Genomic DNA, 16,235 nt, shown 5'->3' with positions numbered 1-16,235 from the left:
GCTTAGTCAACCTTTTTTCCTGATCGAATTAATTTGCATCAACCGACCAATCCAATCCCATGGATTTTTTCATGAAGCTCGACGATTGATTCACCAAGCCTTTTGAGACTTTTTTTAATCGATTCATCGGTTAATTCCCTTTCTGAATAATGCCTGTCATCTACATAAACATTGGAAGGGACAATATGTACTTTGAAGTAACCGGCTAACGGTTTTAATTGGTGGTCAATTACGTAAGAATGCCCGGACTTCTCTCCGATAGCGATGAAACCGGTGACTTTTGCCTCCAAGGCGTCTTCCGGCAAAAGATCGAACAAGTTCTTCAAGGCACCGGTAATGGCTCCCCTGTATATAGGAGACCCTATAATCAGGGCATCGGCTTCTTTTATTTTATCGATGACAATTCTGCTGTCACCCTCATACATCTCTGGATCCCTTCCATCGCAGAATTGCAATTGATAGTCTTCCAGCCTGATCAAGTCCACTTCCACGTCTGCAGAAACTTGATCTGCATGTTCCAAAGCCTTCCTCACTGCCTCCTGAACCTTTGATTCACTTTCCAAGCTGCCTGATAGTCCTAATAGCTTCATAGATGTCGCACCACTTTCCCCACAAATTTTGAAGTAATCGTCTTAAGAAGTACCCTGTGGCACATTCTCGAACCCCTTACAAATCCATGTCCATTCTTACAGAAACAAAAAACCTTCTCCCGATAAGAGAGAAGGTTTAAAGGCATATCATTATGTATTCCCTGCTTCTTATCTTCTGGACAAATATATCCACTCTGAAGTTGGCACCGTGCAATAATGTTAAGCTGGTTGCCGAGGCTTCGACGGGTCAGTCCCTCCACCTCTCTGGATAAGAATATAAGCGATTTTAATTGTTAACCTGAGTATAAACAAAATGAAACATTCAGTCAATTAGTTTATCAAAGTACCATAATTCATCATCTTTTTCTTCTACCCTTCTTGCCTGGACGAATTGGTATCCATTCTTCCTGAATAACCTCTGTGCTGACTGATTTTTTGAAAAGGTGTCTGTTTTCAAATAATGCAGGCCCTTCTCCCTGCCGACTTGTTCGGCATGCTTATACAATCCGGAAGCAATGCCACTTCCCCTGTTGGAAGGGTCGACGGCCACCCTCTTAACAGTTAAAGCCTTATCGTTTTTCCGCCAACTGATAAGCGGGTATTCGCTGTGTTCTTTTTCACTTATACAAGCTGCCCCTGTCACCGTTCCGCCTATTTCAGCGACGTACAGCTCCTGATTCTCCAAGTCTCCTTTAAAGTCTGATTCCAGGGGATAGTCCTCATTCCACTGCTCGTTCCCCTGTTCATTCATCACTTTGACAGAAGCCTTCACAATTTCCATAATTCTTGGCAGGTCTTCCTTGTTTGCAAGTCTGATCACGATGTCTCCTCCGTCGTTTTTTAGTCTTATCCTATCCCTTTCCTATATAAAAGGAAAATCATTTGTTTATTGATCAAACGTTTGTTTAAGATAGAAAATAGCATGAAAAATGGTGGCCCAACCTCTCTAAGCTTGTTTCTCTACGTATAAAAAAACCTTGCCGTTCTTACGACAAGGTCTTCAAGAGCATTACCCCAATTGCTGTTGCAAAAATTCCTGCACCTCTTCGGGTGTCTTAGTATAAGCACTATGCTGATGGGCAAGCTTTTCCCCATTTTGGAAAATCAACAAGCTTGGTATGCCCATCACATCATATTCCTGGGCAATTCCTTCCACTTCATCGTTGTTGATTTGGTACCATTTATACTGATTGTATTCTTCCAGGATATCACCGATGAACATATCCATCCGTTTACAATCCGGACACCAATCTGCATAAAACTTAATAATAACAGGTTCAGCAGAATTTATAATTTCGTTAAATTGTTGCTCTGACTTAATCTCTTCCATTTAGCAAAAACCCCTTTCTTAGCATTATAATCTACCAATTGTTTTCCAATCATGCAACATAACTGCTTGTCTAATCACCCTTGTATTCAAATCTCCCTAATGCCATCGCCGCTGCTAATCCCGCCGCAAATGTAAAGATGTTGACTACTACCGCTCCACCGTCAGAGGGCCAACCCGGAAAAATAACAACAACCGAACCGATTACCAGCCCTATCACCAATGCATAAGTACCAGTCGGGAAGCGTTCAAGGCAAAAATGAATGATTTTACTCATCACGATGATACCCAGCACGATACCTATCCCAACCACAATAATGACATCAAATTGAAAATTGGATATACCGTTTATGACGGTCGTATATACTCCGATGATCAACAGGATAAAAGAACCGCTGATGCCCGGCAGAATCATCGCGGAACTCGCAATAAATCCGGAGAAAAACAGGATAACGTATGAACCAAATGATAAATTCTGCATAGGTCCTGATTCGCTGGCCTGGAAGAATACCATGGAAGCTACCAGAATAGCACCAACAGCCAGCAATAAGATATGTTTTGCTTTGAAAGTATGTTTGGCATCTGCTTTGTGAAATAAAAACGGAAGCACGCCGACAATCAAGCCTAAAAAGAAAAACTGAGTCGGCCCTGGATAATGTTCAAATAACCATTCAATCAAATTGGCCAACAAAACGACCGAAGTTACTATTCCAATACCAAGCGGCAACAAGAAGCCGAGATGTTTTTTCCATTCTTTGCTGAAAAAACCATTGACGGCAGCAATCAACTGGTCATAGATCCCCAGTATTACAGCAATAGTACCCCCACTGACTCCGGGTACAACATCACTGGCCCCCATCAACATTCCACGATAGATATTTTTCCATTCCATATGACTTCTCCTTTTATCGAGCTTAAATTATACCATCCATATCATACCAAAAAAGCCCTTCCTTTCCTATCCTTATTGTAGGTTCACTCAATAAATTCAAGTTCCGGAACCCACCGGGACATGTGCTCTTTCACTCGATTATAATGCAGTTCCGGGCTCGGCATTTCCCTTTCATTCACTTGATGCATCGGGACGACCCGGTAATCGGCCCACTGTGAAAAGGTTACATATGTGGGCAAAAACCGGGGATTTACCACCTCGAACTCCCTTTCTTCCTTCTGTCCACTTTCTTGAATATCGAATTTCAGGATGCCGCCAATTTGATTGTAGAATTCATCCTGACCAGATAAAAAGTTACCCAAAGAATAAGCTGCAAATGTTTCATTTCCATTTTTCCCCTCCACCCAGTCGACCGGTTGCAGTACATGTGGATGATGCCCGATTACCGCATCCACTTCCTGATCCGCAGCAAGTTGGACCAAATCGATCTGTTCCTGGTTTGGCATTTGTTCATATTCTGTACCGAAGTGCAGGCTCAATATCAAGACATCTCCTGCCTGCTTTGCTTTTTTGATATCTTCCACAAGCGCTTTCCGCTCAATCAAATTCACCAGGTAATCTTTCCCTTCAGGAACAGGAATGCCATTCGTTCCATAGGTATAGCTGAGAAAGGCAACGTCAATGCCCTCATCTGTTTCCAACACCCTTATCCGATCGCTGTCTTTCTTATTCTTATAGGCCCCTGTGTACATCATGTCTATTTGTTCCCAATGGCTGATAGCATTCTGGACAGCCTCTTCTCCACGGTCGAGTGAATGGTTGTTCGCTATCGAAACTACATCGACACCTACTTCCTTGAGTGTATCCCCGATTTCATACGGGCTATTAAAGGCCGGGTATCCGGACAGGCCGATGTCTGTTCCTCCTATCATTGTTTCCTGGTTTGCAATCGTAATGGTTGTATCATCCAGATATTGTTCGACTTCGCGAAACATCGGCATGAAGTCGTATCCTCCTTGTGAATAAGCATCTTCATATACTTTCTCATGTATCAGTATGTCGCCGACAGCAGTTATACTAATACTTTTTGGGTCCTCTTTATAAGCTGTTGACGGTAATTTCTCTATCTTATTATGTGCCAGCGGTGAATCGATCTTTACTTCATGTGAAGCTACCAAAGGCTCATCCCCGTTCCCGGAATTCTCTTCACAGGCAATAAGCAACAAAAGGAAACAGATTGTAAGCGGAAACATAGTCAAACGGATGAACTTTCTCATGGCAGACTCCTTTTTGTCATAATTTACAACTCGTTCATTCTCATCTTATGACATAATTCTCTGTTTTTCAAAACTTGGATGATATTTCTTGTAGAATAAAATTCCGGGTTATGCTGATAAATGCTCAAAGCTTCGAATACATATAAATGATGACTATTTAAAGGGGATGTTTCTCATTGGCAGATTATTTACAAAGCGCATCATTCGAACATCAATTTTGGCTTCAGGTACTTGGTGATCATTCCAGGTTTATCCGTGATTCGCTCTATCCTTCTGAAACGAATGACGTCCAAACAGCCGCTTCATTTGTCCACACCTTCGATCAGCTTCTTAATCAGTCAAAGTCGCTGACAACGACGAATGTGATCGCCTTTACTAAACAGGCAGAGGCAGCTGTAGATCAATTAAAGGACTTCAAATTAAGTATCATCAAGCGCAAGTTGACAGGAAAGATTGGCATCCACCTGTCTCCTACCTTTATTAATCACATGGTAAATGAATTAGAAGAATATGAACTGGTGATTGGTTTTTTAAAACAAGGAGAGGCACCGCCTGTATTCCACGAGCTTCATCACCACCTTCTCTGGCTTGTCGATGCATCAGGGCATGCAGGAGCAATCAACGATCAGCTGGATGGAGTGGAAAAGAGACTGAAAAAGAAAAGCCATACTTTCAACAAACACTTTGACCAATTTTATCTGAAAGCGATCGAACTTACGGGTTATTTGCGGTCGAACCTGACTTCCTTCCCCGCACTGGCCAAATTCAATAGTAACGTGGAAGTGGAACTGAAATTATTCAAAACTTTTTTACATGAACTGGAGGAAATGGAACTTTCTGAAACAGTTCTAAGTACCTTTTCCGGTCTGATGGCGGATCATATGGCAAGAGAAGAATGCTACTACTTGATAAAGCTTGCCGAGTCGACAGGAAAAATGCCGCCAAATTGTGATCCCCTCAAACCACGCACACCTGATCCACATTAAATTCCATTTATCCGTTTGATTGCTCCCCGGCAGTGGAACAAATATGCTGAAGGAGTGATGTGAAGATGACTCAGCAAAAAGTACAGACCTATGTTTTTGAAGATAATGGCAAAATTCCAAACAACAAAATCTTGCCACTACTGGTGTACCCGCAAGTATTATTGGAGAGGGTAGTAGATTGTGAGATGGTATTCAACGGAAACAAATGGACAAATAGCTGGACCGGCGGAGTATATGATTACCATCACTTTCACAGCAATACCCATGAGGTATTAGGTGTGATCAGCGGAAATGCCACCATCATGTTCGGAGGTGAAAACGGTCGGGAAATAGATATGACAGCAGGTGATGTGGTCATTATCCCGGCTGGCGTCGGCCATAAGAAGGTACAGGCAAGCAGCGATTTCAAAGTAATCGGGGCATACCCGGGCGGCTTGTCTCCGGACCTATTGACAGGAACTCCCGAGGAACGAGAGAGATCATTAGAAAACATAGATAAAGTGTCATTGCCGGAACTAGATCCTGTCTTTGCTGAAGAGGGTCCGTTGCAAGAGTTATGGATCGAGGGCTGAATATTTTCGGTGTTTCAACCTCAACACCTCCGGGTATCGGAATAATATAGAAAAAATGAATCCCACTTCCGATAGAAAGGATGAACAGTATGGCTAAGAAAACACAGTATCAACCGATCAAATGGAATGGGGTAGAATTAACGGATGCACAAGAAGTTCGCTATGCGAAAGAATTCAAAGAAGCCGATATCGCAGGCGGATATAGAAGATCCAAAGTAAACGAGGCGAAAAGAGAAAATCCCGATTTGCTTAAATAACTTCATTCCAATTGAAAAAGCAGCCATCGGCTGCTTTTTTTATGCTTTTTTTTCATATTTTTTCTTTAAATATGATATCATGAGATAAAGAGATAAATTAAAAAGGACCGCAGCTCCAACTGCGGCCTCCGGATAGCAGTTCCCTTACAGGGAATCGGGGATTTGTGAATAGACCTCTGCCCACCAAAAGTGCAAGAGGTCTATTTTTTATTGGTTAATTTTATAACCAATGTGAACAAGGCAATCAAAAAGGTGCCGAAAGTGAACAAAATCATGAAAACCTCGAAAGTATTCATTGGCATCCCCCCATTCTTCCCGTTCGGGAGTTAGCCGACACCCTGTGAAAACTACCTATCCTATCGATAGTATAACACAAAAACAGAACACCTGTTCGTTAAAAGTATAAAAACACGACTATTTCCTTAGAGAAACATGTCTTTTTGACTTAACCTAAGGCCACATCCAAAATCATCATAACAGCAAATCCAACCATCAAACTCATCGTGGCCAACTGCACATGGCCTCTTTCCTGGGATCCCGGAATGACCTCCTTGGCTACGACAAAAATCATTGCTCCGGCCGCAAAACTAAGCGCATATGGAAGCAACGGCTGGATAAATACAACAGCAACCGCCCCGATGACTGCCGAAATAGGCTCGACCATTCCAGAAAATTGCCCATAAAAAAAGCTCTTGTTTTTCGTCATCCCCTCTCGTCTCAAAGGCAGAGAGACCGCAGTTCCTTCTGGTATATTTTGAATACCAATCCCGATCGCCAATGCAATTGCCCCAGATAAGGAAGCTGTTGAAAATTCAGACGACAAAGCACCGAATGCCACACCTACTGCCAGTCCTTCCGGTATATTATGGAGAGTCAGGGAAAAAACGAGCATTGCCGTCCTTCGCTTGGCACTTTTATCTTTTATGTCCTTAAAATACAATTTCTCATCTATCATCGGCAGCCATCTGTCTACCAGAAGTAAAAAGAGCCCGCCGAGTATAAAACCAGTTACCGCCGGAATAACAGGTGCATTACTTTGTTCCTCGGCCATTGAAATAGCCGGTGCAAGCAAAGACCAGAAACTGGCAGCTATCATGACTCCGCCGGCAAAAGCCAGCATACAGTCAAACAATATCGCATTCGTCTTTTTAGTGAAATAAACAAAGGACGCTCCCAAAGCTGTACACGCCCACGTAAACAAAGTGAAAATCAATGCCTGCAGCACAGGATTGACATCCACAAACATCTCATACAAAAAATCACCCCTTCTCTTCGTTGGCACGTCTTTGATGCGACGATCATCGACCTAGTTGTCATTCTCCCTAAACCCTGACAATCTATTTTATCTTATAGCCCAACCCGTGTTTCACCTTTAGTGCTTCCGGTGCATGCTTTATCAACTGCCGCAGAACGAAACCAGCAACAGCTACATCATCCAAAACACCCATCATTAACAAAAAGTCAGGAATGATATCAAAAGGAAACAGAATATATCCCGCTATTAATAACAAGGAGAATGCTTTAGTGGAAAGCTTTACCTCGCGGGATAGAAAAAAATCCTTCAGAAAAGGCACTGATTTTCTGAAATTCAGCAAAAACTTTAATCTACGGAAAAACCTTATCATACTATTTTCCTTTCTGGAATACTTTTGTCCATTATACTTCCTTTAAGAGCGCGGAACAAACAACAGTCGATCATCTTTTTCATCCGGGTTGCCCCGTCCGTCCGTGTTGTTCGTTACCACATACAGACCTTCATCTGTGGCGAGTACGTCCCTTATCCTTCCGAACCCTTCCAGAACAACCTGTTGGGAATTTTCCTCTGGATGAAACTCTCTCAATGCTTCGCCTCTAAGACTTGCAAAATAGAAACGACCATTAAAATAATCCATCCCAGAAGGTGCCCAAGTCTCTTCTCCCGAATGAAGAACCGGCTGCTCCATCCCGTCCATTTGTTCGTCGCCCTGTATTTCAGGCCATCCATAATTACTACCTGCGGAAAGTTTGTTTATCTCATCATGAGCCTGGTTCCCGTGTTCCGTCGCAAATAAAACTTCCTGTTCATCCCAGGCAAGTCCTTGAGGGTTCCGATGCCCCCATGTATAAATAAGAGAATCCTCAAAAGGATTATCTTCCGGGATGGTTCCGTCAAGGTTCATTCGCAGTACGCTGCCAGATAAACTATCACGGTTCTGAGCTGCACTCCGGTTGGTTGCATCGCCTACCGTGACATACAGTTTATCATCCGGTCCGATTTCCAGCCTGCCTCCGTGATGGACATTGCCGCCCGGAATGTTATCCAACAACGTCTCTTTTTCCACCCATTGTCCTTCCTGTTCCTGAATGAACGCGACTCTTTGAAACACTCCCTGTTGTTCGGCATAAGTATAATAGGCGATTGCTTCTTGCGTTTCCTGAAAATCAGCCGGAAAAGCTAGTCCAAGCAGTCCCGCCTCCGGTTCATCGGCTAAGTTCTCCTTTAACCGGACTTCCTTTCTCTCCAAATTATTGCCATTTACTTTTACAATCGCTCCTGTCCGCTCACTAATATAAATATCTTCCCCTTCCTTTACCAGTTCCCAAGGCACATTTAGATCCTCCGCCAATGTCTCTACGTTGTTAAAGTTCAATGACGCATTTTCGGATGCCCCCTCTTCTCCGGATTGCTCCGAGACATCCTTTCCTTGTTCAGATTGCGGCTGTTCCTGCTCTTCACTGCCGGAATTATTCGGTGATTCCTGTTGATCACAAGCAATCAATCCGAACACAAGAGACAAAATGAGTCCTGAGAATAACTTTTTCTTCACCACCTGATCCCTCCAGTAGAAATATTACTATAACGTTCCCCACCCACCCTTCTATTAACCTTTTTAAAAACACAAAAAACTCACAATGGATTATTGGGAGTACTTGTCGGCGTTTCCGATATAACAAAAAAGCCCAGCCTGCTGGCTGGACTTTTCTTCGATTAAACGGTTTTCTTCTTCTTAGCTGCTTTTTCCCGTTCGTTTTTATTAAGGATTTTCTTACGCAAACGAATGGATTCCGGTGTTACTTCACAGTACTCATCATCGTTCAAGTACTCAATCGCTTCTTCAAGCGTCAATGTACGAGTTTTTCTGATGGTCGCTGTTTGGTCTTTCGTAGCTGAACGGACGTTTGTCAGATGTTTTTCCTTCGTGATATTAACGGTTAAGTCATTGTCACGATTGTGCTCACCGACAATCATTCCCGCATAAACGTCTGTACCAGGTTCTACAAAGATGACACCGCGGTCTTCCAAGCCCATAATACCGTATGTCGAAGCTTTACCGTTTTCCAGTGCAACTAGTACACCTTGGCGGCGGCCGCCGACCGGTCCAGGAAGTAATGGCTCATATTTATCAAAAGTATGGTTGATAATACCATAACCTCTGGTTTGGGTCATGAATTCTGTTGCATAACCAATAAGACCTCTTGAAGGGACTTTGAATTCCATTCTGACTTGGCCATTACCGTGGTTTTGCATATCGATCATTTCGCCTTTTCTGGAACCAAGTGATTCCATTACAGCACCCTGATGTTCTTCCGGCACGTCTACTTGCACTCGTTCTACCGGCTCACATTGAACACCGTCAATCTCTCTGACGATTACCTGTGGCTTGGACAATTGAAGCTCATATCCTTCACGGCGCATGTTTTCTATCAAGATGGACAAGTGTAATTCTCCACGTCCTGAAACTGTCCAGGCATCAGGAGATTCCGTTTGTTCAACACGCAAACTCACATCAGTTTCAAGCTGTGTCAATAACCGCTCTTCGATTCTGCGGGAGGTAATATACTTACCTTCCTTACCGGCAAACGGACTGTTGTTGACAACAAACGTCATTTGCAAGGTAGGTTCGTCGATTCTCGGAATCGGCAGTGCTTCCTGCTGATCCTGCGGACAAACCGTTTCCCCGACGTTGATATCTTCCATCCCGGCCAGAGCAATAATGTCTCCTGCTTTAGCTTCTTCAATTTCGATTCGTTTCAATCCGATGAAACCAAACAGTTTGGAAACACGGAACGTTTTCACAGAGCCGTCTTTTTTCATAAGTGCAACCTGCTGACCGACTTTGATCGATCCTCTGAAGATACGGCCGACACCGATTCTTCCAAGGTAATCATTATAGTCGAGCAATGTCACCTGGAATTGCAATCCCTCATCAGAATTATCTACTGGTGCAGGAATGTTTTCCATGATCGTGGTGAAAATCGGTTCCATTGTTTCTTCTTGTTCTTCCGGTTCATTACCGGAGGTTCCATTCAAGGCAGATGCATAAACGACCGGGAATTCCAATTGATCGTCATCGGCACCAAGCTCAATAAACAGATCCAGTACTTCGTCGATAACTTCATTCGGCCTTGCATTAGGACGGTCGATTTTGTTTAAAACCACTACAGGTGTCAATTTTTGTTCCAACGCTTTTTTCAAGACGAAACGTGTCTGCGGCATACAGCCTTCGTAGGCATCTACGACAAGCAGAACACCGTCAACCATTTTCATGATTCGCTCTACTTCTCCACCAAAGTCCGCGTGGCCCGGTGTATCTAAAATATTTATTCTTGTATCATTATAATTAATGGCAGTATTTTTAGCTAAAATCGTAATACCGCGTTCTTTTTCCAAGTCGTTAGAATCCATTGCGCGTTCGTCGACTTGTTCATTTTCCCGGAATGTACCAGAATACTTCAACAGCTGGTCCACAAGGGTCGTTTTTCCATGGTCTACGTGGGCGATGATCGCAATATTACGGATATCTTCTCTTAATTGCATAATATATTTACTCTCCTCTTTTGTATCGAAATTCAGGTCTCCGAATACAACTCACCAATTATAACACAAACGATTAAAATATGGTATTCAATATTCCCTATTAAAGGTAATTGTAAACAGTGCTCCATTCAAATCAGATTTCCCGGCTGTAATTTGGCCCCCGGACCTCTCAACTATCGCCCGTGATATGGCCAGACCCAATCCTGTTTCTCCACCTTCACCTTTTACAAAACGATGGAAAAGGTTTGGAAGGAGATCTTCCTTTATCCCCTTGCCATCATCGGATATCTTAATGGAGATCTTTCCGTCTTTTTGTATCACGCTTATATCCACACTGGACCTGGCATGCCTGATGGCGTTTGAGACGACATTCATCATGGCTTGGAGCATTTTTTCCCTATCCACTTTTATAGTCGCATCGGCTGTGTACGTCTGCGTGAGCTGAACATGCCTTTCATTGGCAAGCGGCAATGCCCGTTCTCTGGTCATCTGAATCAAATCACTTACCTGGATATTTTCCGGACGATAAATGTTTTCTTCACTATCGAGTTTTGCCAGGAGAATCATTTCATTAATAATTTTTTTGAGTCGGGCTATCTCGGCTACCATTACATCCAATCCACGATCAGACTCTTCTTTTTCGAAAACGCCATCTCTTATCCCTTCCGCGTAACCCTGAATGGTCATCAAAGGTGTTTTCAATTCATGACTGGCATTTTGGAAAAATTGCTGTTGGGAGTTGATGTACCTCTCCAGTTCATTCGCCATATCGAGAACACTTTCTTCCACTTCTTTTATTTCTCCGCTGGCATGGATGGCCTCTACTTCATCAAATTTCCTTTTTTCTATTTTCTTGAGCTGGTCCTTCAGCCTTGTTAACGGGGTGGCCAAACGCTTGGTCATCAAATAACTCAACAGTACTGCCGCTGCTAAACCGATCAAGAAAACCAGCAATAAACGGAAGATGAACGTTTCCTGCACCTGCTGTAAGTCATTAAGAGGAGTAACCAGGATCAGCTCCGTATCTGGTTGTCCTGGAGAAAAACTGATTTTCGAAACTACGAAACGCTCTTCTCCTCCCCTCCATAATGGCTGTTCTTCTTCACCTATATCATAATTTTCAATCCAATAGTTGACGATTTGATTTGGGAGCGTCGAAAAAATGACACGATCAGCGGCATGATTGTATATGAACAATTGCAATTGCTGGTCTTGGAGCAGCTGGGACAGCCTCTGTGCATTCTCCATATTGGCCTCATCGTTCAATACACTTACCAACAACTCACCCTTTGCCTGAAGCTGGCGTTGTTCATCCTGAATCAACAAGTTCAGAATCAACGAATAAATGGTAAATGCCGTTACAGACATAATCACAATCAACAATGTCGTAAAGGCAGCATTTATCTGATACTGCAGCTTCATCTGGAACCCTCTTGTGAATTTCTCAACCGGTAGCCGTAACCCCAGACAGTTTCCACCGGAAGTCCATCCATTTTCTTTCTCAGACGTTTAATCAAATCATCCACAGCCCGGTCGCTTCCAAAGTAATCCTCTCCCCATACCTTTGTCAGCAATTCTTCCCTGGAAAAGGCCCTGTTTGGGTTTTTAATAAAAATCAGGAGGATTTCGAATTCTTTGGCAGTGATCTCTACTTCATTTCCTTCCCAAAAAACTCTGCGGTCATCGGGTTTAAGAAGAAGTCTGCCTGCCTCCCAATCATCCTGTCCAGTCCCATCAGCTTCTTCCACTTGATTCCCGGAACGCTTAAACAGTCTCTTCACCCGTGCTACGAGTTCCCTCGGACTGAATGGTTTGGTGAGATAATCATCTCCTCCAAGTTCCAAACCGAGAATCTTATCCAACTCCTCATCCTTGGCAGAAATAATAATGATCGGGACATTGCTTTTCTCCCTGATTTTCCTGCATAATTCATAACCGTCCATCCCCGGGAGCATTATATCTAAAATCCACATGTCAGGCGGGGCTTGCTGCCATAACTCGACAGCTTCCTCCGCTGTTTCTATTGTGGTGACACGATAACCATCTTTTTTTAAATAAGCGGAGACTATATCCCTGATATTGGCGTCGTCTTCCACCACAAAAATCCGATTGTTCATGTTTCGCCCTCCTTGCGTCTTCCTATTTTCGCACATAATTCTTTTATAAGAACATTTTAGCTTGAATTCCACACTTTTTACACAATTACACCAAAGAGTTGCCAAAGCTGATGTATAGAATGTGTAGTATAGAAAGCCAAACAAAATAACTTTTAGAAAGGTGTGACTTTCATGTACGACAATGAAAATCACGATTCAAATATCGAAACCAACCAACATGATGACGTTCAACACGAACAAACCGAGCAAAGCAATCATGTTACCGCGTCTAAAAGAACCAATAAATTCGGGATGTTTTTCAGCGGTATTATAGGAGGACTTGTCGTGGCTGTATTAGGTGTACTGCTGGTTTCTACCAATATCCTGCCTTTAAGTGGAATAAATTCTTCATCAGAAACCGATCCACAGGTAGCCTCTGAATCGACCAGCAATGACAGCAATATCGTGCAAACGTCGAATAATAACAGCAACTCATCGTTGACGGATGCAATCGACCAGGCCGCAGGAGCAGTAGTAGGAGTATCCAACATACAGCAGACAAATATGTGGGAAGAGTCCCAGGCAGCAGGTACTGGATCAGGAGTTATCTATAAAAAAGAAGACGGCAAAGCGTATGTTGTAACAAATAATCATGTGGTAGAAGGCGCAAATGAAGTCGAAGTCATCCTTCCGAATGGCGAGCATGTTGCAGCAACTATTCTTGGAGCAGACTCCCTTACCGATTTGGCTGTTTTGGAAATTGATGGAGCTCAAGTTGATACGGTAGCAGCCATTGGCTCTTCAGAAGAGTTAAGTGTCGGGGAAACGGCAATAGCCATCGGGAACCCGCTAGGAATGGAATTCGCAGGATCTGTGACAAAAGGAATTATCAGCGGAGTAGAACGTTCGGTTGAAATGGACGCCAATCAAGACGGACAGGCAGACTGGACAACAGAAGTGATTCAAACAGATGCAGCCATCAACCCAGGCAACAGCGGTGGCGCACTGGTAAACGAGAACGGGGAACTCATCGGGATAAATTCCATGAAGATTGCCCAAGAAGAAGTGGAAGGAATCGGGTTTGCAATACCGATCGATTCTGCCCTCCCGATTATGGAACAGCTTGAAACAGACGGAAACGTATCAAGACCGTTTATTGGTATCAGCGCCATAGAACTTTCAAGTGTACCGAACGAGCATAGACAAAAAGAACTCAATTTGTCGGATGACATCACAGACGGCGTTGTCGTTGCCCAAGTGCAAAACGGATCACCGGCAAATAATGCAGGGTTGAAACAATATGATGTCATAACGAAAATTAATGACCAGCCTATCGCATCCATGCTCGAACTGAAGGAGTACTTGTACTCCGAGACAGGCGTCGGGGAAAAAGTCGATATCACTTTTTACCGTAATGGAAAAGAACAAACAACATCTCTTACTTTATCAGAACAACAAGCCTGATAACTAATACCTCTTCCAGGTTTCCTCCCTTGCCTGGAAGGATTACATAGATGGACAAAGAGCCGGTATCCTGGATTTAGGATGCCGGCTCTTATTCATAATCCGATAAGGATTTCAATATTTTTGTCAAAATTCCCAGAAATACAACAATGACGGCAAGGAGAATTACAAATTGCACAATAACCAGAAGATAGATATTTTCAATGGTTTCACCAACCCATTGGCCACCATAATAAAAGGTCAAGGATGCTGCAACCAGTGAAATCACCATTAATGCAACCACCCCGATTAAAGGCCCAATCCCGATATTTTTTAAGGTAGTGCGATATTTAACCAATAAATAAAGCAGGCTCAAAACAAACACAACCATCAAGAAAACACTGCTCATGCGTATGCCACCACCACTAAATGATAATTTACTTGTCACAAGAATATGTAACCCTACCGTTATCCCTTCCCTTTTGCTCTTTTTCTAAAACTTCCGGAAAATAGCCGGCATGCGCTCTTATCACTGAATCAAACCTGTTATAATTAGTTTACGGAGGAAGAAAAATGAAAATTCAAAAATTAAACAACAAAGACACATATCCAATGGACTTACTGCTCACAGCAGACCCTGACCCAGCCATGGTAGCCAAGTACATCACAAACGGGGAATGTTTTGCAGCAATGGAAGAAAACAGAATAAGAGGGGTTTATATTCTTGTCAAGACGAAACCAGAGACGGCAGAGATTGTAAACATTGCTGTCCAATCCCAATACCAAGGGAAAGGGATCGGAAAAAGACTGCTTAGGGATGCCGAATACAGAACGAAGGCAATGGGATTGAAAAGACTGGAAATTGGTACCGGAAATTCAAGCATAGGGCAGTTGGCACTTTATCAGAAATGTGGATTCCGTCTTGATAAAATCATTCATGATTTTTTTCTTGAACATTATTCAGAACCCATATTCGAAAATGGAATCGCCTGCCGGGATATGATCCGCTTGTACAAAATGATGTAAGGAGTTGTTGCATAAAATGGCCGTTATCTATGAAGTAAATGGAAAAATAAATGAACAGGAACTGGCAGAAGTATTTAAAAGCTCGGGGATCAAGCGCCCTCATCAGGACGTAAAACGGTTATCCTCGATGATAGAAAAAGCCAACTTGATAATCACCGCAAGAGAAAATGGAACATTAATCGGCGTAGGGCGAGCATTGACCGATTTTGTTTACTGTTGTTATTTGTCCGATCTGGCTGTACACAGGGACTATCAGAAGTCAGGTGTCGGCAGGAAAATCCTCGATAAAGTCCGGGAAGAAATCGGGGAACAGACAGCCCTTGTACTCCTATCCGCTCCCGGAGCAATGGAGTATTACCCAAAAGTGGAATTTCAAAAAGCAGAAAATGCCTTCCTCATTCCGAGAAAATCATAGTTCTCTTTCTCGTTTCCATGTCGATGCTTTTTTGTCTATATCTTTTATAAAGGCATCTTTTCCGGAGATATAGCTTTCCATATCAGCTGAATACCGTCTGGCAAGGTTCATCTTCAGCTCCGCATATTTCCGGGCTTCATCGGGGTGGTTGATTAAATAATCCCGGAACGCCAAATGTCTAGCTATTTCCGGATCTCCCACCCCGAATATATGTACGTGATGTGTCCGCTCATTGCCTCCTTTACTGTAGAACCTCCTGCCCGCTATTCCATTCTCTCCATGCGATTTATAGCCCGCCGCTTCCATTTTCTCTTTACACGCCCTCATAGCATCTATATCCAGAACTTCGATCAATATATCGATGACCGGTTTTGCATGCATGCCCGGAATCGATGTACTGCCGATATGATGGACTGTGCGCAATTGGTATCCAAGCAATTCTTGAAGAAGCTCCTTTTCGCTCTGAAAATCCCGTTTCCATTGGGCCTTGTACTCCTTGACCTCGACTTTTCTGCCCATTTTTTCATCCCCCTCACTTAGAGAAAGAGGCCATTCA

Annotated in this window: 20 protein-coding genes and 1 riboswitch; of the genes, 6 read left to right on the top strand and 14 right to left on the bottom strand. The window is 43.1% G+C overall.

Annotated features, from left to right (window positions below; genetic code table 11):
- Positions 1 to 38: 38 nt before the first annotated feature.
- The 5 genes from CZ434_RS16455 to CZ434_RS16435 form a co-directional block, all read right to left on the bottom strand.
- Entirely contained in the window at positions 39 to 590 is a 552-nt protein-coding gene (locus tag CZ434_RS16455) for an NADPH-dependent FMN reductase (protein WP_077624150.1), read from the bottom strand.
- Between the two features lie 165 nt (positions 591 to 755).
- A riboswitch (SAM riboswitch) is annotated at positions 756 to 865 on the bottom strand.
- A gap of 47 nt (positions 866 to 912) precedes the next feature.
- On the bottom strand, positions 913 to 1,410 hold the full coding sequence (locus CZ434_RS16450; protein ID WP_077624149.1) for a GNAT family N-acetyltransferase: 498 nt from the start codon (positions 1,408 to 1,410) through the stop codon (positions 913 to 915).
- 189 nt (positions 1,411 to 1,599) lie between these two features.
- On the bottom strand, positions 1,600 to 1,920 hold the full coding sequence (locus tag CZ434_RS16445; RefSeq protein ID WP_077624148.1) for a thioredoxin family protein: 321 nt from the start codon (positions 1,918 to 1,920) through the stop codon (positions 1,600 to 1,602).
- 70 nt (positions 1,921 to 1,990) lie between these two features.
- Entirely contained in the window at positions 1,991 to 2,809 is an 819-nt protein-coding gene (locus CZ434_RS16440) for a DUF368 domain-containing protein (RefSeq protein WP_077624147.1), read from the bottom strand.
- 83 nt (positions 2,810 to 2,892) lie between these two features.
- A complete protein-coding gene (locus tag CZ434_RS16435; RefSeq protein WP_077624146.1) occupies positions 2,893 to 4,086 on the bottom strand; it encodes a CapA family protein in 1,194 nt (397 codons plus the stop codon).
- A 176-nt stretch (positions 4,087 to 4,262) separates the two neighbouring features.
- On the opposite strand from CZ434_RS16435, the gene CZ434_RS16430 reads away from it, so the two are divergent.
- From CZ434_RS16430 to CZ434_RS21760, 3 genes are all read left to right on the top strand, one after another.
- Complete coding sequence (locus CZ434_RS16430; RefSeq protein ID WP_077624145.1) at positions 4,263 to 5,072, top strand: DUF2935 domain-containing protein; 810 nt, start codon at positions 4,263 to 4,265, stop codon at positions 5,070 to 5,072.
- Positions 5,073 to 5,137: 65 nt separating this feature from the next.
- Positions 5,138 to 5,644: a cupin domain-containing protein gene (locus CZ434_RS16425; protein WP_077624144.1), complete on the top strand. Its 507-nt coding sequence runs from the start codon at positions 5,138 to 5,140 to the stop codon at positions 5,642 to 5,644.
- 89 nt (positions 5,645 to 5,733) lie between these two features.
- On the top strand, positions 5,734 to 5,901 hold the full coding sequence (locus CZ434_RS21760; protein WP_077624143.1) for a YfhE family protein: 168 nt from the start codon (positions 5,734 to 5,736) through the stop codon (positions 5,899 to 5,901).
- A gap of 200 nt (positions 5,902 to 6,101) precedes the next feature.
- Here the strand turns inward: CZ434_RS21760 and CZ434_RS22535 are convergent, their stop codons facing one another.
- From CZ434_RS22535 to CZ434_RS16390, 7 genes are all read right to left on the bottom strand, one after another.
- Entirely contained in the window at positions 6,102 to 6,197 is a 96-nt protein-coding gene (locus tag CZ434_RS22535) for a putative holin-like toxin (protein ID WP_245831012.1), read from the bottom strand.
- Between the two features lie 149 nt (positions 6,198 to 6,346).
- A complete protein-coding gene (locus CZ434_RS16415) occupies positions 6,347 to 7,156 on the bottom strand; it encodes a ZIP family metal transporter (protein WP_077624142.1) in 810 nt (269 codons plus the stop codon).
- 82 nt (positions 7,157 to 7,238) lie between these two features.
- A complete protein-coding gene (locus CZ434_RS16410; RefSeq protein WP_077624141.1) occupies positions 7,239 to 7,526 on the bottom strand; it encodes a YkvA family protein in 288 nt (95 codons plus the stop codon).
- A 42-nt stretch (positions 7,527 to 7,568) separates the two neighbouring features.
- Complete coding sequence (locus CZ434_RS16405) at positions 7,569 to 8,708, bottom strand: PQQ-dependent sugar dehydrogenase (protein ID WP_077625225.1); 1,140 nt, start codon at positions 8,706 to 8,708, stop codon at positions 7,569 to 7,571.
- Positions 8,709 to 8,869: 161 nt separating this feature from the next.
- Complete coding sequence (typA, locus tag CZ434_RS16400; protein ID WP_077624140.1) at positions 8,870 to 10,699, bottom strand: translational GTPase TypA; 1,830 nt, start codon at positions 10,697 to 10,699, stop codon at positions 8,870 to 8,872.
- A gap of 87 nt (positions 10,700 to 10,786) precedes the next feature.
- On the bottom strand, positions 10,787 to 12,121 hold the full coding sequence (locus CZ434_RS16395; RefSeq protein ID WP_077624139.1) for a sensor histidine kinase: 1,335 nt from the start codon (positions 12,119 to 12,121) through the stop codon (positions 10,787 to 10,789).
- Entirely contained in the window at positions 12,118 to 12,816 is a 699-nt protein-coding gene (locus CZ434_RS16390; protein WP_077624138.1) for a response regulator transcription factor, read from the bottom strand. The genes CZ434_RS16395 and CZ434_RS16390 overlap by 4 nt, the downstream gene beginning before the upstream one ends.
- A 171-nt stretch (positions 12,817 to 12,987) precedes the next feature.
- Here CZ434_RS16390 and CZ434_RS16385 point away from each other — a divergent pair, with 171 nt between their 5' ends.
- The gene (locus CZ434_RS16385) at positions 12,988 to 14,259 is read left to right on the top strand and encodes a S1C family serine protease (RefSeq protein ID WP_077624137.1); all 1,272 of its coding nucleotides are present in this window, start codon (positions 12,988 to 12,990) and stop codon (positions 14,257 to 14,259) included.
- Between the two features lie 91 nt (positions 14,260 to 14,350).
- On the opposite strand, the gene CZ434_RS16380 is transcribed toward CZ434_RS16385, so the two are convergent.
- Positions 14,351 to 14,647, bottom strand: a complete 297-nt coding sequence (locus CZ434_RS16380) for a hypothetical protein (protein WP_077624136.1) — start codon at positions 14,645 to 14,647, stop codon at positions 14,351 to 14,353.
- Between the two features lie 164 nt (positions 14,648 to 14,811).
- Here CZ434_RS16380 and CZ434_RS16375 point away from each other — a divergent pair, with 164 nt between their 5' ends.
- Entirely contained in the window at positions 14,812 to 15,264 is a 453-nt protein-coding gene (locus CZ434_RS16375; protein WP_077624135.1) for a GNAT family N-acetyltransferase, read from the top strand.
- A gap of 16 nt (positions 15,265 to 15,280) precedes the next feature.
- The gene (locus CZ434_RS16370) at positions 15,281 to 15,679 is read left to right on the top strand and encodes a GNAT family N-acetyltransferase (RefSeq protein ID WP_077624134.1); all 399 of its coding nucleotides are present in this window, start codon (positions 15,281 to 15,283) and stop codon (positions 15,677 to 15,679) included.
- Here the strand turns inward: CZ434_RS16370 and CZ434_RS16365 are convergent.
- On the bottom strand, positions 15,674 to 16,198 hold the full coding sequence (locus tag CZ434_RS16365; RefSeq protein WP_077624133.1) for a GrpB family protein: 525 nt from the start codon (positions 16,196 to 16,198) through the stop codon (positions 15,674 to 15,676). The genes CZ434_RS16370 and CZ434_RS16365 overlap by 6 nt on opposite strands.
- Positions 16,199 to 16,235: the final 37 nt, after the last annotated feature.

The organism is Sediminibacillus massiliensis, assembly GCF_900156915.1.
Taxonomy (GTDB): domain Bacteria; phylum Bacillota; class Bacilli; order Bacillales; family Amphibacillaceae; genus Sediminibacillus_A; species Sediminibacillus_A massiliensis.
Note: the sequence above shows the minus strand (reverse complement) of the source record. Positions and strands in the feature narration are given on the sequence as shown.